16 protein-coding genes are annotated in these 25243 nt (G+C 43.7%); 12 read left to right on the top strand and 4 right to left on the bottom strand.

Annotation, left to right across the window (positions count from 1 at the left end; genetic code table 11):
- Positions 1-43: 43 nt before the first annotated feature.
- Positions 44-1393 carry an MATE family efflux transporter gene (locus tag A8708_RS26430; RefSeq protein WP_068668612.1) on the bottom strand — a complete coding sequence of 450 codons (1350 nt, stop codon included), beginning with the start codon at positions 1391-1393 and terminating at the stop codon, positions 44-46.
- Positions 1394-1704: 311 nt separating this feature from the next.
- Between A8708_RS26430 and A8708_RS26425 the strand changes: the two genes are divergently transcribed.
- Complete coding sequence (locus tag A8708_RS26425; RefSeq protein ID WP_068668611.1) at positions 1705-8256, top strand: polysaccharide lyase family 8 super-sandwich domain-containing protein; 6552 nt, start codon at positions 1705-1707, stop codon at positions 8254-8256.
- A gap of 79 nt (positions 8257-8335) precedes the next feature.
- Here the strand turns inward: A8708_RS26425 and A8708_RS26420 are convergent, their stop codons facing one another.
- Positions 8336-11050, bottom strand: a complete 2715-nt coding sequence (locus A8708_RS26420) for an MGH1-like glycoside hydrolase domain-containing protein (protein ID WP_068668609.1) — start codon at positions 11048-11050, stop codon at positions 8336-8338.
- Positions 11051-11209: 159 nt separating this feature from the next.
- On the opposite strand from A8708_RS26420, the gene A8708_RS26415 reads away from it, so the two are divergent.
- The 10 genes from A8708_RS26415 (at position 11210) to A8708_RS26370 (ending at position 22972) form a co-directional block, all read left to right on the top strand.
- Positions 11210-12091 (top strand): helix-turn-helix domain-containing protein, encoded by an 882-nt coding sequence (locus A8708_RS26415; protein WP_204787642.1) that lies wholly within the window; start codon positions 11210-11212, stop codon positions 12089-12091.
- Between the two features lie 203 nt (positions 12092-12294).
- The gene (locus A8708_RS26410) at positions 12295-13245 is read left to right on the top strand and encodes an ABC transporter permease (RefSeq protein WP_068668605.1); all 951 of its coding nucleotides are present in this window, start codon (positions 12295-12297) and stop codon (positions 13243-13245) included.
- 17 nt (positions 13246-13262) lie between these two features.
- Positions 13263-14132 carry a carbohydrate ABC transporter permease gene (locus tag A8708_RS26405; protein WP_068668702.1) on the top strand — a complete coding sequence of 290 codons (870 nt, stop codon included), beginning with the start codon at positions 13263-13265 and terminating at the stop codon, positions 14130-14132.
- A 105-nt stretch (positions 14133-14237) separates the two neighbouring features.
- Positions 14238-15830 carry an extracellular solute-binding protein gene (locus A8708_RS26400; protein WP_082927819.1) on the top strand — a complete coding sequence of 531 codons (1593 nt, stop codon included), beginning with the start codon at positions 14238-14240 and terminating at the stop codon, positions 15828-15830.
- 154 nt (positions 15831-15984) lie between these two features.
- Positions 15985-17421, top strand: coding sequence for a response regulator transcription factor (locus tag A8708_RS26395; protein ID WP_068668604.1), 1437 nt, complete (start codon positions 15985-15987; stop codon positions 17419-17421).
- Between the two features lie 92 nt (positions 17422-17513).
- A complete protein-coding gene (locus A8708_RS26390; protein WP_239696857.1) occupies positions 17514-19235 on the top strand; it encodes a sensor histidine kinase in 1722 nt (573 codons plus the stop codon).
- Between the two features lie 199 nt (positions 19236-19434).
- Positions 19435-20592, top strand: a complete 1158-nt coding sequence (locus A8708_RS26385) for an acyltransferase domain-containing protein (protein ID WP_068668602.1) — start codon at positions 19435-19437, stop codon at positions 20590-20592.
- 262 nt (positions 20593-20854) lie between these two features.
- Entirely contained in the window at positions 20855-22192 is a 1338-nt protein-coding gene (locus tag A8708_RS26380; protein ID WP_157265051.1) for a hypothetical protein, read from the top strand.
- Positions 22193-22205: 13 nt separating this feature from the next.
- Positions 22206-22736, top strand: coding sequence for a GrpB family protein (locus tag A8708_RS26375; protein WP_068668599.1), 531 nt, complete (start codon positions 22206-22208; stop codon positions 22734-22736).
- Positions 22733-22972, top strand: coding sequence for a hypothetical protein (locus A8708_RS26370; protein ID WP_068668598.1), 240 nt, complete (start codon positions 22733-22735; stop codon positions 22970-22972). Before A8708_RS26375 ends, A8708_RS26370 begins: the two co-directional genes overlap by 4 nt.
- 56 nt (positions 22973-23028) lie before the next feature.
- Here A8708_RS26370 and A8708_RS26365 read toward each other — a convergent pair whose 3' ends face one another.
- Positions 23029-24030, bottom strand: a complete 1002-nt coding sequence (locus A8708_RS26365; protein ID WP_068668594.1) for a helix-turn-helix transcriptional regulator — start codon at positions 24028-24030, stop codon at positions 23029-23031.
- A 145-nt stretch (positions 24031-24175) separates the two neighbouring features.
- Here A8708_RS26365 and A8708_RS26360 point away from each other — a divergent pair, with 145 nt between their 5' ends.
- Positions 24176-25057 (top strand): SDR family oxidoreductase, encoded by an 882-nt coding sequence (locus tag A8708_RS26360; RefSeq protein ID WP_068668589.1) that lies wholly within the window; start codon positions 24176-24178, stop codon positions 25055-25057.
- Here A8708_RS26360 and A8708_RS36235 read toward each other — a convergent pair.
- On the bottom strand, positions 24974-25243 hold a 270-nt coding region (locus A8708_RS36235; protein WP_204787641.1), incomplete at its 5' end, for a hypothetical protein. The genes A8708_RS26360 and A8708_RS36235 overlap by 84 nt on opposite strands.

Below are 25243 nucleotides of genomic sequence, written 5' to 3'. Positions count from 1 at the left end.
TCGAACGGCAGTCTCATTGCGTTATCGGGAGAATATGTCCTATCTAAGCCATTTCCTCCTTGCTCACCAATACTTTTTTCTCCCATGCTCTGCTTCGCCAACGCAATAATAACAGCAGCCCTCTGACACCTTCATCCATGATGAACACGCACCACATTCCTACCAATCCGTACCCCAGATGGACACCCACCCAATAGGTTAGCGGAACGCACAGCCCCAACATGACACATGAACCGATTAGCAGAATGAATCTCGCGTCACCAGTAGCACGCAGTGCTTCTCCAATCACAATATTTAAACACCGAACAGGCTCTAGGAGGAAACCGTAGGTCAATAAAAAGGCCCCTAATGCAATGATTTCAACGTTATCCGTGAACATACCGATCAGTGGTTTTCTGAACAAAACAGTTAACGTAACCGCGGCTAGTGAAAGAAATAGACTCAGTCGTAAGCTACGAAATAATTGTCGGTACGCTTCTTCCTTTTCACCTGCACCAACTAATCGACCTATGATGATTTGCGTCCCACGTCCCAGTGAAATGGCTAGCACCATGATGAACGTCATTATGTTTTGCGTATAAATACGCGTGGAAAGCATCTCTGCACCCAGCTGTGTAATAAAATATGTCGTCATCAATTGACTGATGGAATATATAAGCTGGCTCCCGGCAGTGGGAATACCGATGGTTAATATCTTTTTAATTTCTGCAAATCTCGCTTTATAAAAGTCGCTAAAGGATAAGTTCAATCGTACGATCTTTGTTAGAATCATGCTATAAATAACCAGTCCAAGTAATTGACTGAATACGGCCGATATGGCGACACCAGGGACGCCGAGCTTTGGAAAGCCGAATGGACCGAATATAAATAAAATGCTGCCGGTCAAATTCACAAGGTTGATTCCCAAGCTAACCGCCATGGTATATCTGGTGTAACCGTGCACTTGCGTTATGGCGGCGATGGTCAGATTAATAGCTTGAATAAATAGGGCACTTCCAACAATCGACAGGAATATTCGTGCCTGCTCCAACGTTTCTGGTTCCAAACCGAAGGGTTGCAGCAACTGTTTACTGAAGCAAACAATACACACACTGATGAAGAAGCCGAATATGCAATTGAGCGAGATGGCGCCAGCGGCAAATTTTTTGACATCTTTGGTTTTATTGGCACCCAAATATTGAGAGATAACGATAGCTGAACCAGTTGATATGACTTGAAGCAACAAAAAAAGAAAAATGATGAGTTGATTGCTGACGCCAACGGCGGCAACAGCTTGATCCGACACATGACTGACGATGAAGGTATCAGAGGTTCTCATAAACACGAGAAGAGACGATTCAATAAATAAAGGCCATGTAATGGCAAACAAACCTAGCTTCTTCCGATTGGTCATGGGGATAGAACTCCTTTAATACGCCTCGATATCGATCTCTTCTTTATTGTGGAGGAAAGTGGAATCGTTTTCATTGCGAAATGTGTACAAATGATTGCTTATATTGATGAAGTTCATTCCTAGATGACATTCACAACCAAAGCGCTACGTATAAACGCTCTAATTACAAGCGTGTTAATCAAACGAAGAATTGTTAATTGTTTATGTTAATCATTCTAAAAAGTGTATATTGCGGGCTGGGATAAATCGAATTAAGGTTGTCTAGGTATCAGGAAGTATGCAAATAAAATGTGCAAACAAGGAGGTAAATGATGAGTAGAAAGCGTTTACGTAAAACGGGAATATGGGCGATGGTGCTGCTCTTGTGCTTAATGTTAGTTCCTAATTATTCCAATGCAGCAGAGCCAGATGAGTTCGATGTCTTGAGACAGAGACTATTTGATTTTATCACAGGTGGATCCTCATATGATCCAGAGGATACGGATATTCGCCCCAAGATTGATATCATCACGGCAAACGCTCAAAACGCATGGGCTACGATGGCTAGAAGCACAGATAGAACTTATTTATGGAGTGACTTAGCTTCTTCCAAAGATACGGTGGATGATCCGAATACAGCTGAAATTGAAAAGCCAGTTTCCGCTCACGTTTCCGGCAGCTTCCAGCGGCTTGAAAGTATGGCTGTCGCCTACAGCACAAGGGGGTCAAGTTTACAAGGAAACTCGGAGCTGTTGGGGGATATTCAAAGCGGACTCCAATGGATGTATGCCAACCGTTACAATGAAAGTTTTCCAACGCGAACACAGCGGTATGACAACTGGTTTGATTGGGAAATCGCTTCTCCGACAAGCTTAGATAACATTGGTGTTGTGCTGTATGACGAGCTTTCACCTGAGGTGCTTGCTATTATTGTGAAGCAAGTCAAGTTTATGCTCCCTGATCTGAACAATCCGGCTTCAACGGGTGCAAATCAAATTTCGTTCTGTAATATTACGATGATTCATGGTGTGATTAGTAAAAATTCTACGGTGCTGTTCTCTGCTAGAAATGGTGTGAGCAGAGTGCTAGCGGATGTAAAGACTGACGATGGTTTCTACTCGGACGGTTCCTTTATTCAACATCACACATACGCCTATAACGGTGGTTACGGCATCAGTATGCTCGATAATCTTTCGAAGATGATCTACATACTAAGCCAGTCGACATGGGAGATCATTGATCCGAATTTAGCCGTTTTTTATAAACATGTGTCTGACGGTTTCGAGCCGCTCGTTTATGACGGCGAAATGATGGACATGGTCAGAGGCAGATATATATCGAGAGGAAATGGGCACGCAGGACATAATGTCATCGGCTCCCTGGTAAGATTAGCACTCCTTGCTCCTGCTGAAGAAGCGGCAACGTACAGAAGTATGGTGAAATACTGGGTTGAACAAGACACGTATGATGATATTTACCCAACACTGTCCTCGATTTCACTTATTGTTGAACTCAAGAAGCTGATGCAGGACAATACGGTACATCCTAGAGGCGAGCTTATTATGCAAAAGCAGTATCCTAGTATGGATCGAACCGTGCATTTGGGCAATGGCTACGGATTCGGCATTAGCATGTTTTCAAACCGTATAGCGAATTATGAATCCATTAATGGTGAAAATTTGAAAGGTTGGCACACCGGCGATGGCATGACCTACCTCTACAATGCGGATGCTAGTCAATATGATGATGATTTCTGGCCGACAGTGAACAGCTACCGTCTTCCAGGAACAACAGTAAACCATGACTCGGAAAGTGCATCAGGTCAGTTAAGTCCGTATAACTGGGTGGGTGGAACAGAAATTTCGGGTCTGTACGGTGTATCTGGCATGCAGTTCAAGAGTCCAGGAGCAACACTCGAGGCCAAGAAGTCCTGGTTTATGTTCGATGATGAAATCGTTGCACTCGGAGCGGGTATTTCATCCAGCGACGATAAGGAAGTTGAGACGATCATTGAGAATCGTAAGTTGAATGAGAATGGCGATAATCTGTTTACGGTAAACGGTCAACAACACTCAGAGAATCTGGGTGTGAGTGAAACGTTGACAGATGTGAGCTGGGCTCATTTGCAAGGTAAAGTGCCGGGTTCAGATGTGGGGTACTTCTTCCCCAATGCGGGTTCTGTTAAAGCATTGCGTGAAAGCCGCACAGATCAATGGTTCAGTACGAATGTGGGTGGAAGTAAAGGTAATTCCACTCGTTCCTACTTGAATTTGTGGTGGGATCACGGTACGAATCCTAATAATGGGACGTATTCCTATGTGCTCCTACCGGGCAAATCAAGCGAGGACGTAGAAGCTTATTCTACGCATCCCGATATCGAGGTCATTGAGAATTCTCCCGACGCGCAAGCAGTTAAAGAAACGAAATTAGGGATTACAGGGATTAATTTCTGGAGAGATGGATTAACGACTGTCGAGCAGGTTACAAGTAACAAAAAAGCTTCGGTTATGATTAAGAAAACGGATAAGGATATGGAAATATCCGTCTCTGATCCTACAATGGCTAATGTGGGGACAATTGATCTTCTTTTAGATACGGATTTCGGGGATATTGTTTCAGTTGATCCTGGCGTTTCTTTGAACCATGCAGATGGTAAAGCCAAGATTTCCGTGAATGTCAAGGATGCGAAAGGAAAGACATTTCAAGCTAAATTCCGCTTGCCAGGCGTGAAAGAGGAGCTTGCTGCTCCGACAGGTCTGACGGTCACGCAAGACGGTGAGAAGGGCGTTCAATTATCTTGGCATGCCGTAGACAAAGCAGATGCTCCTCTAACTGCTCCTACGAATCTAACGATCAGCGGTCATACAGTGAATAGCCTTACGGTTAATTGGGATAGGGTAGAAGATTCAACGGGATACAGGCTGTATCGCTCTAACTCGGAGGATGGCGATTATTACTCTATTCTAGATCTTCAACCTGGAGCTACGACCTATACAGACACCAATTTAGGCAGTGGCAGTCAGTACTGGTATAAAGTCGTAGCTGTAAACAAGAAAGGGATATCTGCTTATTCAGAAATCCATTCAGCTTGGACCGTTCCTTTACCGCCAAATGGATTGAAAGTCATAACGAATATGGGGACCTCGCTTACGCTAGTTTGGAATGAAGTGCCGGGGACTACGGAGTACAAGATCTATCGGTCATCTTCATTAACAGGTAATTTCGAACCAGTAACAGGTGTGGGAACAAGTATTACAGGTGCCAGTTATACCGATTCCGGTTTGGAAGAAGGGATGAATTACTACTACAAGATTGCTTCCGTAAACCCAGGAGGGGAGTCGGCAGCTACCGCACCGCTTTCGACAATCTTTAACGTGTCAGCGAATGTTGTTGAAGATAATTTCGATGACTTCACACGAGGTGAATTGACCGGCCAACATAATTGGATAACAACGCTTCCAACAGGAACAGAGGCAACGGTAGAGGAAGAGACGCCTAATAGCGCTTATGTTTATCTAAAGAAATATAGTAATTATCAAGGGGATCCTTCCATTAGCCACGCAATGAGTATTCCTGCCGGTGCCATTGTGACAGCGGAAGTTACGGTGAAAGCAGATGATATTCAGTACAAGACCGTACTTGATCTTCGAGATAGCGCAACGAACAAACGCGCCGTTAACATTATTATGCAGAGCAACAAGATATGGGGGTACAGTGGGTCTTCCAAAGTTGATCTGTTGAATCCAATGGATTTGAGTAAGTCATACAAATTAAAAGCCGTTGTAAATATGGCAACGAAGAAATTTGATATGTACGTCGATGATCAGCTTGTAGGCAATCAGTGGTCATTCCGGGAAAGCCCGGTTAATAAACTCGACACAGTTATATTTGCTTTGGGTGGGACTGCTAGTTCCATGAAGCTGGATCAAGTCAAGATTTCCTATGTGCCGCTAGCTCCGACAAATGTAACTGCAAGCGAACAAACAGGTACTAGTCTGAAATTATCATGGACGCCGGTTACTGAGGCTACTAGTTATCGGATTTATCGTTCCCTATCGGCAGATACAGGATTTAAACTGGCGGCCGAGGTGCCCGCTAGCAGTTCTTATACGGACAGTGGTTTAGTTGCCAAAACTAGCTATTACTATAAAATGGTGGCATTAAGTGGTAGCGCTATTTCGGCCGAATCAAGTCTGCTGACAACGACAACCAAAAATGCATCTGGCTTGAGTGTACCTACTACACCAGAAGCGCTGTTAGCAAGCGATAACACAGGGACTTCAATCAAGCTAAGCTGGAAGGCGAGCAAGGATGCTGCGAGCTACTCCGTGTTCAGATCCACAGCAAACGGCAATCAATTCGAATTGCTTGGTACAACAAATAGTCCATCCTTTCAAGACAACAGTCTTGACGGAATCACAAGCTACTCGTACAAGGTCGTTGCCGTTAACGAAGAGGGAGATTCAGCGGATTCCAACGTCGTTTCATCTTCGTTCAATGTTGTGCAAACACTGATCAACGACAATTTCGATACCGATGCGCTCGGGGGAGATCCTGCAGGCTGGACGATTGTGGAAGATACAAACAGACCAGTGACGGTTGTGAATGCTACTTATGCTGCAGCACCTGGTCATGCAGTTAGACTAACTGGTGGGAATGCGCTTGAGACAAGTGCAATAAGAAGTTTTGGTGATGCTCAAGGCGTTCAAGGAATCGTAACAATAGAAACAGATGTATTGCCAACCAATGCGAATTGGAAAAACATACCTGTTATAATTACGCCTGCTGGAGCTGGAGCGGTGCATACTTATTTTAGTGCTAGCCAAATATTTGCCTATAAGTCGTCCAGCAGCAGTTCCAAGACGTCGGTATTCTCTCCGGTTGTCTTCGATGGCACATGGTATACGACAAAAATTGTTCTAAATACGAGTACGAATAAATTTGACTTATTTGTTAATGGTTCATCAACGGCATCTGCGAGTCAATTTGGCTTTAGAACAGCGACAACAGCCGTTTACGGCGTGAAGGTAGCCGCTGATAATGTGAGCAGCTTGGACTTTGATAATGTCAAAGCGTATTTTAAGCCTGTAGCACCAACTTCTCTGACAGCAAGCGTGAATACAGCTTCAAGTATCAAATTGACTTGGGGTGGGGTTACCGGAGCTGCCGGTTATAAGCTTTACCGTTCCCTTAGTCCAGACCAAGGTTACATGCAAGTGTATGCGGGGCCAGATCTGACTTTTACCGATAATGGACTTACGGGTGAAACAACTTACTACTATAAAGTCGCTGCGGTGAAAGGAGGGGCTGCTTCTGACGCATCCAATCGGGTGACGACTTCTACGAGCGGTACACCTGTCGCAGTGATAGAATCTAGTATGATGAAAAAACGGAACAATCCTGTTAGCATTCTCTCTGCAGAACGAGCGAGTCAACAATTAACAGAAGTAGACCCTGGGCAAGTGGGTTACATCGTGTATCGGGACGGTTTGGAAGTCGGCAGCACCTATATGACTACCTTTACGGAGAGTGAGCTGGTACCTGGCAAAACATATCGTTACACGATTGTCGCCTATGATAACTTGGGGCATCAATCCAATGCGAGTGAAACGGTGACGTATACAGTACCAGCCGGCAATACGCCAGTGCCAGACAATGATGACGATGATTCACCTAGTAATTCACCGGGTCATGGTTCAACGCCAGGAACATCGCCAAGTGACTCCATCATACAGAAGTCGACGCTTGACACGAAAACTGGTGAAGCGAAGATCACGATAGATTCGAGTGTCCTTCTGAAAGAGTTGGAGCAGATAAAGGGAGATACCACGGGAACGAAACGTATTTCGATCAATATGCCGAAGGTGGAAGGTGCTAATGCTTACACCTTTGTTCTCCCGTCAGCTGTACTTACAGAAGAACAATCAGCTCAGCAACTTGAGTTTATTACAGACGCGGCGAATGTCAGAGTTCCTACCGACATGTTTGCGAATGTCAGTACAGCTGGTGTGAAAGAAATTGGGTTGACAATCGGCTTTGCAGATCCTTCTACACTGCCTGATGCTGTGAAGGCACAGACGGGAGACAGACCAGTCATTGAGCTTCATGCTACAGCAGATGGGAAGCACATAGCTTTTAACAATCCCGATGCGGCGGTAGAGGTATCCATTCCTTACACACCTTCTGCCGAAGAACTGAAACATCCTGAGCACCTCGTGATTTGGTACATAGACGGTGCTGGGAAAGCGGTGGCCGTTCCGACTGCCCGATACAACGCAGTAACGGGGACGATCAGCTTTACTACGACACATTTTAGCTTATATGCCGTAGCGTATGCATTCAAGAAATTTGACGATCTTGCCCAATATGGCTGGGCCCAAGATGCCATTGAAGTATTGGCGGCAAAAGGGATCGTTAGCGGAACAAGCGAGAAGTCATTTGAGCCCGCTAGAAACATATCTCGAGCAGACTTCTTGTTGCTCTTGATGAAGTCGTTAGGCTTGTCGACGAAGAGCGATGCTAATTTTGAGGATGTCAGCAAGGCTGCGTACTATTACGACGCTGTGGCAAGTGCCAAGCAACTCGGCATTACACAGGGAAGTGGCGGTAACCAGTTTAACCCGAATACGGCAATCTCCAGACAGGATATGATGGTTATTGCGGCTAGAGCGATGCGAGCAGCGAAGAAGCTGACTACGGTCGGTGCAAGCGCTGATCTCAATGCTTTTACAGATAAATCCGATGTATCTGCGTATGCCATTGAGGATGTTGCGACAATGAGCAAGGAAGGCATTATTCAAGGAAACGAAAGTTTGTTGAATCCGCTTGGTTATGCAACAAGAGCCGAAGCCGCCTTGATCATTTATAGAATTTATAATAAATAAGTTAGGTAATTCGAGTGCAATACAGGGATATGTTTAGCCAAGGTCCATACTTCGGTATGGACTTTTTGGTCTTGCCTGACTATGAACATTCAATAGGTTGAATCGAGATTGCCGCCCGAGGTGAGCAGTCAGTTAGTATCAACGCCAATCCTCCGCTAGTTTGAAGCGAGATGTGTACGTTACAATTCGTGCCATCAACCTTATACAATATTCCTTCAGTAAGATTGACCAACATGCTAAATGCTTGTTCAGCTTCCCCAACATAGTGAAATTCTGCTTGGTATTCCGTGAATTCTGTATTGAAATTTTGTTGCAGCATCCACACATTGAAACCAGTTGTAACTTTGCCTAGCTGATAATAAGAAGCAAACCAATTGACGACTGGGGCTGATAAGCCACCAAAATGATGCCATCCTGCGCCACGTCCTGTCGCTACGATAAAATGCTCGTAACAATTGTAAGTAGCCTCGGTCTCGCGTTTCCATAGTTCTAGCGCGGTATTGGCTATGCGATAAGCATGGTCATGGAAGCCCAAGTCGAGCATTGTTTTCCAGAAAAACCACTGATGTGACATCCAAACTGCACCATTCCAATACCCGTCCGCTCGATAATAAGGGGCACTTTGGTCAACGGTTGATAACCCAATGGATGTCCAAAAGCGTGCCTCATCAAACAGCGCTGTAACCAAACGGTCTGCACGTTCGCTATCGCAGACACCGGCAAGCAATGGGTAGAGCCCATCCATTCCCATGTTGTAATTGGCTCCGGAGGCATGATGCAGATGGCCCACAGACTCCCCCTGCTCATTATGGACAACATAGCCATAGTAGCCAGCCTTATCATCCCAAGCATGGGCTTCCAACGCTTCGCTCCATTGCTCAATATCCTCCTCATATTCTTGAATATCCATGTGCCATTCCTCAGATATGGTTGCTGCCATCTTTAGAATTTTGGCGATTCGAATCGCCTGACTTGTTGTAATGATAGGAGCGACTGTTGCTTCCAAGTTCTGCTCATGCACGTATTTCTGAGGTGGATAGTCGTCCCAACCCCCTGAATTATAGAAATAATCCCATGTTTTTAATAAGCCTGTACGAAGTGTATTGGTCGTTGAACTGCTGGCTTTTCCTGCGAAAAACAAGTAATATTGCCGCAATCGCGGGTAGAAATGTTGCAGAAAATCAAGAGATTGTCCGCGATTCCACAACTCTTGGAACAGATAATGCTGTACTGGTACAGGGCTGCCGTGATGAATGAAAGCGGCTTGGGGGTCACCAGGCTCCGTCATGTACGCATTCAAGCAATCGATTGCTCGCCGAGTGTCGATATCGGAGAAGCCGAGCCCAATAAATCCAGAATCCCACGTATACAGTGAATCCCACCACCGACCAGGTGTACTGTGTCTTATGTAGGTTCGTTTCGTGTAGACGGGATAGACGGTATTCGTTAGCAGAGTTGCACGCATGAGCTGCTGGCTGAACGCATAGCGATCGCCAGATGGATAGGAAGGAGGCGGGTTCAACTTGGTTCGTTCAGCTTGATAGATAGACTCGCACTTCTCGTAGTGTAGTGTGAAATTGGACAAAGCGCCAAGCACTTCCTCATAAGTCCCGAAGCAAACCATGCCGTGCAGGATCGTGGTTGAATCCCGGTGTAGATGAATAGGGCGCATAAACACATTGGTGTAATGACCTTTCCCATTACCTTGCAGGATATCATCGACATGATTATGCACGGTATGGCGGGCAAATCGATCTAACTCATGGTGTCGAATCTGCCGAATTTGAACATCATCATAATTCCACAGGAGACCATAATAGCAAGGATTGTCGGGATATTGAAGAATAAGGCTTCCTGGAACAGGACCTGGCAGTAATTCAGGCTCAATCTGCCAAGGACGATCGATGAAAGCGACATCTTGGCATGCGCTGTGCTCTAGTAGGGTGAATCCATCAATAATCATTGGACTTGAGCCTACAGTATTGTGCAAGCGAAGTGTGACGTTGCCAGCAGAAAGAATTCCCACAGGAAGCTCTGTAACGATCACTGTGTTTGAGGGCTCTAAGAGAAGTCGATGTCGCTGCCCTCCAAGTTCAATCTCAAGCTCCCCGCCTTGCGCTGCTTGATAGCGCAGAAGAAACACACCATCCTGCAAGGGAGTTGGGACATGAACCTCATAATGCAGCATGTCACCAACATCCTCTCCGAAATGGCATCCGATTGCCGATCCGCCTGTGTAATGCTGTCCACGAACCTCTCCGCGTGCAAATCCGTCATAGACTAATCCATCGGAAGGGCGTGGTCTTGCATATGTCAATTCACTGTAATCTAACGCATCTACCCACGTTACACCATCTGGGAGCTGAGCATCCGCGTATACGTGAACTTCACCATGACCCGGAAGCCGAGGCGGTTGAAGGGAAGCCATCCAATGGAGCACAAGATTCTGTGAATGTTCCGTTCGATTAACGAGTTCCGCTCGGATGAGTCGGCTCTGCTCGTCAATACGACTGAACGAAATGTCGGCGTAGACACGATCCTTCCACTCCAGCTCATGACGGTGGGCGAAGAAGCTGTAATCTGGTGTAGCTTCCCACGGATGATAGCCAGATTCCCACAAGACACTTGGAATATCAATTTTTCTTCGATAGAAGCCTGGCATGAAACTTAGGTCAAATCGTAATCCTCTCGCGGGATCGCTAATATGAGAGATGCCCATATATTGTTTGGTATAGGGTCCCCAAGCAGGAAGATTAAGATCATGAGTAGTCGTCAGGTTGTCAAATTCGTGCATGAATATCGCTCCTTTAACATTGGATCTATTCTCTTCATTTTAAAGTAAGCCAAGGATCAAAGCCTCTTGATAGCGGACTAATTTATCTTGAAAACGGATATTCGTGATATGATAGAGAGAGTTCATGAAAGAAAGGACCAGCACCTCATGGCCATCAACTTGACTGCGTATGATAACGAACAAGTCGATTATGAAGACCCGAATTTCCGGATTAAAATATGGACCATCAGTCACCCACCTCAAGCGAACATCCAATACGGTCCTTGGCATTACCATGAAGAAGTGGAATGGATCACGGTTCTGAAAGGGATGATGATCATTGAGACGACACAGCAAACCTATACGCTGCAAGCGGGCGATGTGGTGATGCTAGGCTCAAACGAGCTGCATCGGTCCCACAAATACGGGCAATCTCCTTTGATATACATCGTTTGCCATGCCGATATGTCCGCATTCATGGACCCCTCGTTGCTGTCTTATCTTGCTGCATTTACCGGGAGATCAGCCAACTTAACAGGGCTGAATGACACGTTGAGGAAATATCCGTTATGTATTCAACAGATCCATGAACTCCTTCATGAGATGCTTCGAGACATGACGGATAAAGGGAGAGGCTACGAGCTTGCCGTCAATGCTAGTTTGAAAAGGCTCCTATACCTACTCATACAAATTGACGATGAACAGATGATTGAACCCATGGAACATCAACTAGCCCAGAAATTGCGCCCGGCATTAGCCTATATTGAGGGGCAATTGGATTCACCTTGTCAAATTTCTGATATCAGTTCTAAGTTGAACTACAATAGCAGTTATTTTGCCAAGCTGTTTAAGAAAGGAATGGGGATGACGTTTACGTCCTATGTCCAGATGCGCAGAATGAAACGAGCGGAACAGCTCCTGTTGACAGAGACATGGTCAGTAACAGAAATAAGCGGTAGAGTTGGGTTTACCAGCCCTGCCCAGTTTTATCACTTGTTTAGAAGGCATTTCGGCTGCACCCCGAGACAGTTCATTGAGCAAAGAAATACCCATAAAATGTAAATTGTAATCATCCTATATGACGTCCCTCATCAAGGCAACTTGGTGGGGGCTTTTTGTGTCAAAAGTTAATTTATTACAAAATTAATTTAAATTAATACATTTTATTAAAAATTCTCGCGCGTATAATTCTTTACATGAGTGATCCTCAATTCAAATGCAAATGTACTTGCGCAAACAACTTTGTAGTAGGAGGGATGATATAGTTGAAAGCGGTTTTAGGGAAGTATGGGGACAACATCCATCTTAGAAAGAAGAACAGTATCGTACATTATTTAAAAAGAGATTTTCTACTATATGTGCTCTTACTGTTACCCATGGCTTATTTAATCATTTTTAGATATGCGCCTATTTATGGTGTGTTGATGGCTTTTCAGGACTATAACATCTTTGAGGGAATTAATGGTAGCGAGTGGGTGGGCTTGGATGTCTTCAAATTCATTTTCGAGCAAAATAGTTTCTACCGTGCACTAAAGAATACGCTTATTCTAAACTTTCTGGATCTGATCGCAGGTTTCCCAGCACCTATTATTTTAGCCATTTTGTTAAACGAAATTCGGCATGTAAGGTTTAAAAAAGTAACCCAAACGATTCTATATTTACCGCATTTCTTATCCTGGGTCATTATAGGTGGTATGGTCTACCTGATGTTTTCTTCGGGCGGGATGGCGAATAGTGTCTTATCTAGCATTGGCATTGGTAATATTGAGTTTCTTTCTCAGAAAACCAACTGGTTGATCATGTATCTGGCTATTGGGGTGTGGCAAAGTGCAGGATGGGGGACCATCATTTACCTAGCATCCATCATTGGTATTAATAAGGAGTTATATGAGGCTGCGGATATGGATGGGTGCAGTAGACTTCGGAAAATATGGCATATTACATTGCCTGGTATAAAGCCGACCATTATTATTTTACTTATTTTGCAAATTGGAAGAATGCTCTCCATTGGGTTCGATCGTCCATTTGTCATGGGGAATTCCTTGGTCAGTGAATACTCGGATGTTATTAGTACATTTGTCTATCGGATCGGGATTGGGTCTGGGGATTTCTCGCAAGCAACAGCCGTTGGATTATTTCAATCGATTGTAGGATTAGTGTTTTTATTGGGGGCTAATTATATAGCTAAGAAGATTGGTGAGCAGGGAATTTGGTAGGGAGTGTGAGCTTGTTGATTAGGAAGCAGAGAATAAATTTCGTTGATGTAGCTATTATCGTATTCATTATTGCTGTAGCCATTACTTGTCTTGTTCCATTTCTATATATGATTGCGCTTTCTCTAAGTTCAAATAGTGCGATTACTTCACAGAAGGTGACGTTATGGCCGGTAGAATTCACACTGGAAACTTATAAAACGATCTTAAGCGATGTCGAGATGATCTATACGCTGGGGTACTCTATTGTGCTTACCATTGTGTATACACTCGTTTGTATGTTTTTAACCATTTGTGCAGCGTATCCGCTTACAAAGAAGAGATTGAAGGGAAGAAGCTTTTTCTTATCCCTGCTGGTCATTACCATGTACTTTAGCGGCGGTTTAATTCCAAGTTATATGTTGGTGAAAAATTTAGGCATGATGAATTCCATCTGGAGTTTAATTTTGCCTGGTGCGATGAGCGTGTTCAACTTAATTATTCTAAAAACATTCTTCTCATCCCTTCCAGAAAGTTTGGAAGAATCGGCATCTATAGATGGCTGTAATGAACTGGGGATACTATTCCGAATTGTTCTTCCACTTTCTTTGCCGTCCATCGCAACGTTAAGTCTCTTTTACGCGGTGGACAGATGGAACGGATTCCAAGATGCACTCTTCTATATAACTGATAAGAATTTGTATCCTATGCAATTAAAGCTGTACCAAATCATTACGGCCAATCAACAGTTAGATACCCAGCAAGGTGAAGGAAGTGTCGGTGCTTATATTGTTCCGGAGTCATTGAAAGCGGCAAGTGTCATGTTTGCAACAGTTCCGATCTTAGTCGTTTACCCTAAGCTTCAGAAATATTTTGTTGATGGTGTTATGACGGGGGCTATTAAGGGCTGAGAATCGTAAGCATGAAAGGTGGTGATTCTGTTACCGTTAGGCTAGGATTAGATCATGATGTGAACACGAAGCGAAATGACTATAAGATAAAGGTGAGGTTGAACGATGAAAATAAAAAAAATGATGGTTATACTGCCAGCGTTAACACTTCTAGCTAGTAGCTTAGCGGGATGCAGCAGCGGTAATAATAATGAAAGCCAAGCAACGTCAGCAGCAACGACAACTGGAACGGCATCTGCGAAGCCTTCAGGACCACCGACTACACTCACGGTTGAAATATTCGACAGAGGTATTCAGGGCCAACCTGATCTGAACAATAATACGTGGACGAGATACATCAATGATAATTTTGGTAAGCCCAATAATGCCATTGTTAAATTTGTTCCGGTTCCAAGGTCACAGGAAATAGATAAACTCAATGTATTGATGGCAGCTAATGAGGCGCCTGATATTTCATTTACCTATGACAGCCCGACGATCTCAAGATATTCGAAAGTGAATGGCATTCTTCAATTAGATGATTTGTTGGCTAAGCATGGTAAAGAGTTAACGAATTATTTAGGCAAAACCGTACTTTCTTATGGACTCTTTAATGGAAAACAGATGGCGATCCCTGCCAAAAGAACTTCGCTTGCATGGGGTGGCATGTTTATTAGAAAGGATTGGCTGGATAAACTGGGGATGCCGATTCCGACTACGAAGGACGAATTATATAATACGTTAATTGCGTTCCGAGATAAAAATCCTGGCGGTGTGAACGGTGTTATTCCATGGGGATTGGCGGCAACAGGTTTTAATTATAACACTGGCAATCTAAGTGAATCTTATTGGGAAAAACAGACGGAGGAAGAATTCGTTACAGCTCCGAACTGGTTAAAACCTGGAAATAAGGATGCGCTAAAGTTTCTTAACAAGCTTTATAATGAGAAATTAATCAGCCCTGATTTTGCATTAGACAAAACAGCCAAGCAAGCAGATGCAGATGTGACCAACGGTAAAGTCGGATTCTTTAGTGCTAACTGGGATTATCCATTACGTCAAAATATCAGTGTGCCCTTGAAGACGAATGTGCCTAGTGCTAACTTTGTACCTGTAGATGTGTTCAAGAATTACGAAGGTAAATATAAGAAAATTGCCTACAACGAAAATGGCGTGAATGTGTTTATTCCTAAGAGCTCTAAGAATGCCGAGTTGGCTATTAAATATTTAAACTGGATGTCCGATCCTAAGGTATTATTCTTCTTGCAATACGGTCTTGAGGGTGTCAATCATAAAATGGTTGATGGTATTCCGCAAGTGATCAATCAAACAGGCGACAATATGCAAACCAGCTATCTAAATCTTGATCTTACATTGGTTGTGAATGGTGTTGAGCTTGGTGATCAGCAGAAGAATATCAAAGCATTAGCTGCATCGGCACCAGGACTTGAAGCTGTAGCCGAACAATCTTATAAAATAAACACGACAGACACGTACACGGGTTACTTCTTCGATACGCCAAGTGAATCCAATATTAAGTTTGGTAAAACGCTCGGGGATATGAACAAACAAATGACAGATAAACTTATCGTTTGTAAGCCGGCTGAATTCGATGCTTTGTACGATAAGCTAGTTGCCGAGTATATGGCGGCAGGTGGGCAGGCTGTTATGGACGAGAACTTGAAAATCTATAAGGCCATGCAAGCAAATAAGAAGTAGTACATTAGCTTTATCGCATACAAGGCCTATGGACATAACGACGTTATATCCATAGGCTCTTATCATGAAGTGCCCATTGACAACAACTTGTTATCTTTCGAGCAAAGCGTTAAAATTCTGATTACGATTAAATAAGCTGACACAGGGGGTACTTATGCATCGTGTAATTATTGTAGATGATGAACCATGGGCAATAAAAGGAATCCGTAATGCATTTAACTGGCATAAATACGGGTTTGAAATAACAGGTCAATTTACAAGTGTTCATAAAGCGATTGCGTATATCTGTGAAGAGAGTCCTGATCTGGTGTTTACAGACATTCGAATGCCTGAGATCTCTGGCCTTGATCTGATGAAAAAGACCAAAGACATGGGATTAGATGTAGACTTTGTTGTTGTAAGCGGTTTCGCTGAGTTTGCGTATGCGCAGGAGGCACTGCGATATGGCGCGCTGGATTATTGCCTCAAACCATTGGATATTGAGATGGCAGATCCATTAATAGAAAAGCTGGCCGTGCACTTTGCTAATAAGCGAAGTGTTAGAAATAACCTGATTTTAGAGGCACTAACCTCATCGGATAAAAGTGAACTGAATCGTTTAACTCAAGTTTTTAATGGTTCCATGGATGCTTACTATCGTATAGTTATCACGCATGCCAATGGTGAGAAGACCCGTGACCATAACCGAAAGGCTTTCCATATTAAACCTACATTGGAAGTTGATTTGGGATCCAGGAAGACACTATATATTCTCAAGAGTGACAATAGAACAGATTTGGATGTTAATTTTGATTCAACCGCATTCATTGATTTAGATCTACAAGCCGTAGGCATCAGCTCCATGTCCAATCAATATGATCAGATGGCAAAGCTTATTAAAGAAGCAGATATCGCAGCCTCAACCGTATTTATAAAAGAAGCCAAAGGTATCTATGAGTATGAACAGAAGCTTAATTTGGTTAAGCCGTATATCGATGGTATTTCTACGATTATCCAAGAGAAAAAGTTTGAAGACATGGATGACATTATGGAAGGGCTCATCGCTTTCTTTCATCAAAATAAGCTAGGGATGGGTGAGGTTGTTTACTTATGGAATCAAGTGGTAAGCAACTTGGTAGGCAGTTATTATGAAGAGCTGCAGGACATGGAACTTGATTTCCTCAATTATTCCGAATTGAAGGAACGGTTTGAATCCTTTGAGTCCTTGTGCAGTTTCTTGAAGGACATCTTGACTTACATCAAACAACTAAATTATCAGTCTGTGAATGAAGCGGATCGGAACTCCTATTTTACCCAAATGGTGAAATATATTGATAATAACTATCAGAGCGAGTTGTACTTGAAAGACTTATCCGTGAAATTCTTAATTAACCAAGTCTATTGTTGTCAGCTTTTCAAAAAAAATCTGGGCAAAACCTTTACGGAATATGTCACAGATTTACGAATTAAAAAAGCATGTGAACTTCTGAAAAATACGGAATTGTCCATTGATGAAATTGCAGCAAAAGTAGGCTATATGGATTATTATTATTTCAATAAAGTATTTAAGAAACAAAGTGGGATCACACCTACGAAATTCAGAAAGAGTTGAGGGTTGGGGTGGGGAATTTGCAGATAAGTAGACTGAAACTAAAACATCAGATTCTACTGATATTTTTATTTTCGGTTATTATTTTTACAATAATGGAATTTTATTCCTATTATAGTTTCTCTAATCTGACGCAGAACAGAGCTGCCAATTATGGCAGTAAGATTATTGAGCAAACAAGCCAGAAGATCAATTCTGTACTTAACGATATAAAAGTCAGTACCAACATAGCTGTTGATAATAAAAAGGTACAAGAGTTTACGATTGTCGATGATGATTATAAGCGGAGTTTTGATATAGGTACCTATGTCATTGAACTGATGGAATATATGAGATCCTTTAATTCCTATGTGAATGGCATCGTGATTAATGATAATTATGGACGGCGCGTTCATAGTAATGGGAACAATGATATTTTTTATTCCAATCAATACGAAGCGTTTATCCGTACATATAAATATAATTTGGACGCTGTTAAAAAAGGGCAGTTTACAAGTCTCTTAAAAGACGAAAAAACAGGAAGTGAATATTTCTTTTACATAGCACCCATAATTGAAGCAATTGGCGGGGTTCAATTTTCAGAGAAGACAGGCTATTGTTCCATTATGGTGAATACAGAGAAGCTGAAGGAGCTTGTCGAGAATACGGAATTAACACCTAACTCTACGTTGTACATTTTAAATAGCCAAAATGAGGTTATTGTATCCAACAATGCTAATTTCCGCGGTATTTTGTACGAGGATATCCTCCCAGTTGATCGGAGCCGTTTAACGAATGGCGTAAAAACGACGATCAATAACGAAGAAGTGATTGTACAGGAAAAAGATTTGGAGCAGGCAGACGGCTGGCGGATCGTAAGTATTATTCCCGTGCAAGAATTGACAACGGATATGCATGCCATTAAAAACATTAGTATTATAGCTGGAATTGGTATTATCGTCAGTATGCTTATTCTGGGGTATTTTTTCTTGAATAACCTAACGCGGCCAGTCATGGGGCTGATTGCAGATATGAAGAAAATTGGCAAGCGAGATGTAGGCTTCAGAGTGAAGGTACGTTCAACCAATGAAGTCGGCGTGTTGGCATATGATATCAATAGCATGATTGATAAAATGGAAGAGATGACAAGCAATATATTTCATACACAAGCAAGGTTATATGAGTCAGAACTCAGCAAAAAACAAGCCGAATTCTCTGCTTTACAAAGTCAAATCAATCCGCATTTCCTGTATAACACGTTAAATTGCATCAGCTCGATCGGCCTCGAATATGGCAGCAAAGAAATAGCGCTGATTACGTCATCCATGTCTAAGATTTTCCGATATAGTATTAAAAAAGACGAGCTTGTCATGATTAGTGAAGAAATTCAATGTATTCAAGCCTATTTGAAGATTATCTCCATCCGTTATGAAAACAAGTTTGATATGGAAATAGATGTAGATGACAAGATTATGGGAATGAAAACTCCTAAAATGATCTTGCAACCCATCGTTGAAAATTCCGTTTATCACGGGCTTGAAAGTATGGACGCCGGAGGAAAACTTCGCGTGAGTGGACATGTAGATGAGAATGGCGATGTCTGTTTTCACATCTGGGATTCCGGAAAAGGGATAGGGAAAGATGAGCTTGATAAGATGAAAGCGAAACTGAATATGGCCTTTCCCGAACGCGTGGAAAACAGCTTTGTCGGCAACAGTATCGGGATTTCCAATATTAATAACAGGATACAGCTGTTGTTCGGGGAAGGGTATGGGGTAGGGATCGAAAGTGAGATTGGTTATGGGACGACGGTGATCGTTAAGATTCCGAGTATGTGAGGGGCTTCCGTGACAATGTTAAATCGATTAGTAGCGACTCGCGGCACATAGCCCTAGATGAGATTACTCTCTTTCAAGATAATAGGTTATAATGGGAGACATTATGGTCATGCATTTGAACGCGAGCGAATCCTAGGCGCACGTTGTAACCGACGTATGGCGAAGGTCACCCCTTGTTTAATTTGAAAGGAGTACAGGAATGGAATTGTTGTTATTAAATAAAGAGGTTACAGGGCAGTATTGTCGGAAAATATTGATGCCCGAAGGTGCTACCGAGATCTTGATGAACATCGTTGATCACTTGCATAATGATCCCAAACTGTTGGGTATTTATAAGGATTTCTATAAAAATAATATTGAAAGTGGCTATTGGACAACGGTATGGGAACCATTAGCTATAGATGCTTATGTGGAAGAAGTTCTCGGAAACTCGGCTTCCTTGCTATATCTGCATGCAGCACTTCAACGACTGCCACTTGCCGAGCAGAAGTACGCCGAAAGAGGACTAAGTGAAGAGTTATTCGTAGAAACGTTACGGGATATCGGTGTATGGGTTCAAAATGCTTACAATCTAGTCGGTCATTATGCCATTCGGAATTTCAGCTGGATCTGGCGGCATCTAGAGGCTAGAATGTTCAGGATTAGTGGTATGCAGTTCATCGCTGTCAATTTTTCTGGCATCGTTAAAGGTTTTTACAATGCGAAAGAAGATCGTATATTGTTCTTAGGCAGCGCAGGTATGGAGTTAAGGGCAAATGGTGATAAGCAAGGCGTGTGCAATAAAGAGAAAACAACCGATGGTTTTGTGACGGAATATGAAGAAACGGAAGATTATTTCATTGGAAATCCCATTACACCTGAGGGTAAAGGTTTGAACGACCTTGTGAAGCTTAAGAAGGGTGAATGGGAGAAAGTACTGGACAAAGATGATACGTTGCTTGAAATTCATATCCCGCGAGATACGGCTTTTGATATGGAACAAATTAAAGATACGTACAAGCAAGCCAAGGCATTCTATGCCACCTATTTTCCAGAAGTCCCGTATAAAGGCATGGCCTGCCACACCTGGCTGTTCACGCCTCAACTCAAGGAAATGTTACCGCCTACCAGCAATATTGTCAGGTTCCAAGAGCAGTTCTATCTCTATCCGACAGCAGGTTCGGTGCGTTTTCTATGGAATTTTGTATTCAATGAATTGACCGAAGTCAAGGATGCGAAACCGGACACATCGTTGCGGAGAAAGGTTCTCGCTTATTTAGAAGAGGATAAAGAGATCTTCGATATGAATGGCGTATTTCTCGATATTTGCGGGAACTTCGGAGCGGTATCTTATTACAAGGAAGATCAGACTGTTTAATATGGAACACTACCAAGAAATGATAGTGGAGGGGCTTGCCACGCGGCAATGCTCCTTTTTATTTTAACACGTGTAAACGTGGTGCGTAGTTTGAGGAGGTTTTTACCAATTCATATCGAAATAGTGAGAAATATGATAGTTTTCCTTTAAATCTAAGAAGAAGGATCGTGATACTTTGCCTGCCTTTGAATCGAAATCATCCCATAATCGGCATATACAGCTGAAGGATACTATTTCGGCAAATGCCACCGGGATGCTGCACATGCAACAAAATTTGAGCAAACCAACCTTACCTTCATCGAACATCGTGCAACTCCAGCAAGCATACGGAAATCGCGCAACGGAACAATGGGTAAAATCTCGCTATCAGTCTGATCAGTCGATTCAAAGAAAAATATCTCAAGAGAATAGGATGGGGATGCCATCCAACGTCGTGCAGCTGCGCGGAGAGAATCCCCATGAACAAGCTGGTTCGCACGGAGGGTGGGAGTTAACCGCGCATCATATTGTGGCGCACTCTAAATTAGAGAAAGCTTTGGAGAAGCTAAGGTTAAAAGAAGAAGCTGGAGATGGTACTCCGTTTACCGATGTTTTGGTGCATGCTGTTCCCGATAAGCTTACGAAAAGTATGCTGGAAAAACTGAAAGTCGATGTACCTGATTCCGATGAGAAGCGAGAGGCATATCGACAGATGTTGCTAGATAAAAGCAAGAAGTTCGACGATACCGAATACAATGTGAGGATTGGCGAGGTTCGGAAATCATTTTACGAATGGCAGGGCGGCAATCAATATATGGGACCGAATACATCTATTCGAGCGGAACCAACGAGTAATAAAGATGATATTGATTTCGATGGGAAATATTTTGGCAATTTGTCCAAGGACAAGTTTAATCAATTGACTGCTTTAGGAGGAAAGCTGGAAGAAGAAGGTGAACAGGGGAACATCGCTGCCAATCTGAAAGCCATTTTGGATATAACCAAAAATGAAACTCCTAATGTGTTTGACGGCACCAAATGGAAAGAAATCGATTCTCTCGATAACTTAATTTCTTTATTCAATAATACGGATCTGGATCGAAAACACATTCTTAAGTATTCTTATTTTAAAATGGGATTGGATGAAATTGGAGCAGGTAATAAGTATGCTGACATCACGTATTCTTCTGCAGATGGGCATAAATACAAAGGATTGCCTATCGAGATGCAAGTTAAAGGCACTTCTGGCTTTACACCTGTAGCCAAATCGCAAGAAGTTGTTCCGAAAGAAGAGACGTCCAAACTGCTCGCCCCATTGCTAACGGGTGATCTAGGAGTGGCTCTGACGGTGTCAGGTAATAACTACGTAATTCCTGTAGACGATGATAAAATTAAAGTCGAAGGTAAGAAATTCAAAGTCAAGGGCTATGATGACATGATTCCATTCCTCAAAACAGGAGCGGGTACGATAGAAGCAGCCAAGGGAATGGTAGATAACAAACAAATGAAAGTCGTTACAACGTTAGATTCGTTGTATACCTACTTCGAGAAAGCGGGAACCTCAACTTCCAGCTATTTGCCAATGGAGTTATATGATGTATTGATGGCTAAGAAGGTTTAGAGGAGTAAATGAAATGAAGAGACAATGGACGATTGTACCCTGGACACCAGACTGGAAGCTGCAATTTGAGCGGGAGTCTCAAGTTTTACAAGATATTATGCAAACAGAAATGATTGAGATCCATCATGTTGGAAGTACCTCGGTGCCCACAATTGGCTATGCAAAACCCATAATAGACATGTTGATAATCGTCAGGGATATTGAGCGAGTGGATCAGCATAATGAACAAATGGTTAGCGCGGGGTACAGAATTAGAGGGGAGAACGGAATTCCAAATAGAAGATACTTCTCCAAAGGGGACATACAACGAACACATCATGTTCATATGTACCAAATGGGAGATTCAAGAATATTTACCTATTTGGATTTTAAAGCATACTTGTTGCAACATCCTAATGAAGCTGCAAAATACGGTCAATTAAAGCTGGATATTGTTGCGTCCTATCCGAACGATCAATACCAAGAGGTGAAAGAAAATCGTATCAATCACTTGGTTGAGAAAGCTCTGCGATGGGGAGAAGAAGAAAGGAAACGAATGGAATGAGCAGGAAGAACCTAGTTGCCGGGATACTTGTATCCTTGATTGTGCCAATTGTGGTGTATCTCGCACTTGCTGCAAGTATTCATCTCATTCGCTTGCAGGAGCCGTCAGACGATTTTCAATATCATGATTCATACTTTACTGTGATGCACATAGATCCTTACTTGTTTCCTTTACTTGCGGTGATAACTTTCACGATCTATGGGGCAATTTCCTGGTTCGTGCGATACATGAAGTGAAGGGCATAGAGGGAGAACACGGCAAGCATATTTGGCACGTGAGAATAATGCTTGAACTACTTGCCGCTATACATAAAAGCAATATTGTTCGCTGCCTCTAGGAGTGCTTCACGAAGCGCTAATGGTTCCAAGACACGGACCATCGTTCCAAAGCCAAGCAGAATTTCGCATGCGGAGCTCAGCGTGTTGAACGCCAGCTCTGCTTTGCGCCAAACGATAGGATCATTGGCGTTTGCCGAGCTGCTTTCGTCTTCGTGTGCCTCGTGCCATGCTGTTACACGAACGAAGCGGGTCTGCTCCAGCCGAGTAGCGACGCTCGGATGCACAAGTGTTTGAGCTGCATAATGGGGAAGTCCGCTGCGGAACAGGTCGACCGAACGCTGCCAATATGCAGCGAGGTTGAAGTGATCCGGTCGGATCACCGGTTCATCTAACAAGGCAGCATCTTGGATGCGCGAAACACGGTAGGTGCGGGGTTCCTCCTCGAGCCCAGATGCTGCAATGAGATACCAAAGTGAACCCTTGAGGACAAGCCCAAGCGGGTTCACCATGCGTTCACTTGCCCCAGAGTCACCACTCGAGGCATAGAGTATCCACAGTTTGCGGTCTTCCCATACGGCTTCCTGCAGGAGGGACAACCAAGGTAATTCTTCGATAGTTTGGTGCCAGCCGGCAGCATCGACATAAACCCGTTGGCGCATATATTCGGCATCGCGCCGCAAAGTGGGCGAGAGTGAAGCGAGTACTTTCAATACCGCCGCCTCATAAGCATCTCCGAAGCCCAGATCGGTTAAATGTCGATGGGGCTCAGCGGCCAGTAATGCTAGTAGCTCGTCTTTGTGTAGCCCGGCCCAATCTGCTTGATACCCCTCCATTAGCCGCCATCCACCGGCAGCTCCGCGTTCCGCATAGACGGGAACTCCCGCTGTGCTCAGCGCTTCCATATCCCGATGAATGGTTCGTTCTGATACTTCCAGTCTCGCGGCTAACGCTCTCGTCGTCATGCCGCCGCGTGTTTGCAGCATCATCATAATTTGCAATAATCGATCCGCTCTCATCTGCATCCCCCTCATGTAAGTTGATTGTAACATACATATATGACAACAGGTGTCATGATACTAAAGGTAAGATGATACAAGAACAAGACACCACTTAAGTTAACCACATACAGTCCACTATCTGATATTGAGAGGAGTTGATTCCATGACAACGGAAAATCGACCATTACGCCATCAAATCGCAGTAGTCGCAGGAGCGACGCGTGGAGCGGGACGCGCGATTGCGATCGAACTCGGTCGCGCTGGAGCGACAGTTTATGTAACAGGACGTTCCACGAGAGCGAAGCGCTCGCCGATGAACCGACCGGAAACCATTGAAGAAACTGCTGAACTTGTGACGCAAGCTGGGGGCCACGGCATCGCAGTCTGCATGGATCATACAAGTGAAGAAGAGGTTGTGGCGCTGTTCAATCAAATTAAGATCGAGCAACAGGGGCGGCTGGACATTCTGGTTAATGATCTCTGGGGTGGTGACCCGCTTACCGAATGGGGCAAAGGCTTTTGGGAAACTCCGCTTGCAAACGGGTTGCTAATCCAACGACAAGCGGTCCACTCTCATATAATGACGGCTTATTATGCTGCTCCATTAATGGTCGAGCGCAAAGCTGGGCTTATTGTTGAAATTACAGATGGCGTCGGCTATCACTATCGGGGGAACTTGTATTATAGTTTGGCCAAAATCGGAGTTTCCCACTTGGCGCAGGGGATGGCGGCGGATCTGAAACCTCACGGCGTGACAGCACTTGCCGTAACGCCTGGTTTCCTGCGTTCAGAAGCGATGTTGGATTATTTCGGGGTGCAAGAGAAGAATTGGCAAGACGCTGCGGAGCAGGACATTCATTTCCTGCAGTCCGAGACGCCTCATTTCGTTGCTCAGGGGATAGCCGCACTAGCTGCAGATCCGAGAATGGCTGAGAAATCAGGGCAACTTCTCAGTTCCTGGTCATTGTCCGATGACTACGGTATCATCGATATCGATGGGCGCAGTCCCCATTGGGGGAAGTACGCTGAGGCGAATGGATTCTGAGTCATAAGTGTTAACATCTCGCGGCCCGAGGCAGCGACGCGCAGAAGCTGTAAGTCGAAATAATCGACTTACAGCCGCGAATCGGTGTCGCTGAGAAGCTGTAAGTCGAAATAATCGACTTACAGCCCGAACCGGTGTCGCCAAGAAGCTGTAAGTCGAAATAATCGACTTACAGCCGCGAATCTG

It is taken from the genome of Paenibacillus oryzisoli (assembly GCF_001653565.1).
In the GTDB taxonomy this organism is placed as follows: Bacteria; Bacillota; Bacilli; order Paenibacillales; family NBRC-103111; genus Paenibacillus_E; species Paenibacillus_E oryzisoli.
Note: the sequence above shows the minus strand (reverse complement) of the source record. Positions and strands in the feature narration are given on the sequence as shown.

Excerpts from the sequence above, each read along its gene's own strand:
- A8708_RS26430 (WP_068668612.1), bottom strand. The coding sequence starts at position 1,393 with ATGACCAATCGGAAGAAGCTAGGTTTGTTTGCCATTACATGGCCTTTA.
- A8708_RS26425 (WP_068668611.1), top strand. The coding sequence starts at position 1,705 with ATGAGTAGAAAGCGTTTACGTAAAACGGGAATATGGGCGATGGTGCTG.
- A8708_RS26420 (WP_068668609.1), bottom strand. The coding sequence starts at position 11,050 with ATGCACGAATTTGACAACCTGACGACTACTCATGATCTTAATCTTCCT.
- A8708_RS26400 (WP_082927819.1), top strand. The coding sequence starts at position 14,238 with ATGAAAATAAAAAAAATGATGGTTATACTGCCAGCGTTAACACTTCTA.
- A8708_RS26395 (WP_068668604.1), top strand. The coding sequence starts at position 15,985 with ATGCATCGTGTAATTATTGTAGATGATGAACCATGGGCAATAAAAGGA.
- A8708_RS26390 (WP_239696857.1), top strand. The coding sequence starts at position 17,514 with ATGGAATTTTATTCCTATTATAGTTTCTCTAATCTGACGCAGAACAGA.
- A8708_RS26385 (WP_068668602.1), top strand. The coding sequence starts at position 19,435 with ATGGAATTGTTGTTATTAAATAAAGAGGTTACAGGGCAGTATTGTCGG.
- A8708_RS26380 (WP_157265051.1), top strand. The coding sequence starts at position 20,855 with ATGCAACAAAATTTGAGCAAACCAACCTTACCTTCATCGAACATCGTG.
- A8708_RS26375 (WP_068668599.1), top strand. The coding sequence starts at position 22,206 with ATGAAGAGACAATGGACGATTGTACCCTGGACACCAGACTGGAAGCTG.
- A8708_RS26370 (WP_068668598.1), top strand. The coding sequence starts at position 22,733 with ATGAGCAGGAAGAACCTAGTTGCCGGGATACTTGTATCCTTGATTGTG.
- A8708_RS26365 (WP_068668594.1), bottom strand. The coding sequence starts at position 24,030 with ATGAGAGCGGATCGATTATTGCAAATTATGATGATGCTGCAAACACGC.
- A8708_RS26360 (WP_068668589.1), top strand. The coding sequence starts at position 24,176 with ATGACAACGGAAAATCGACCATTACGCCATCAAATCGCAGTAGTCGCA.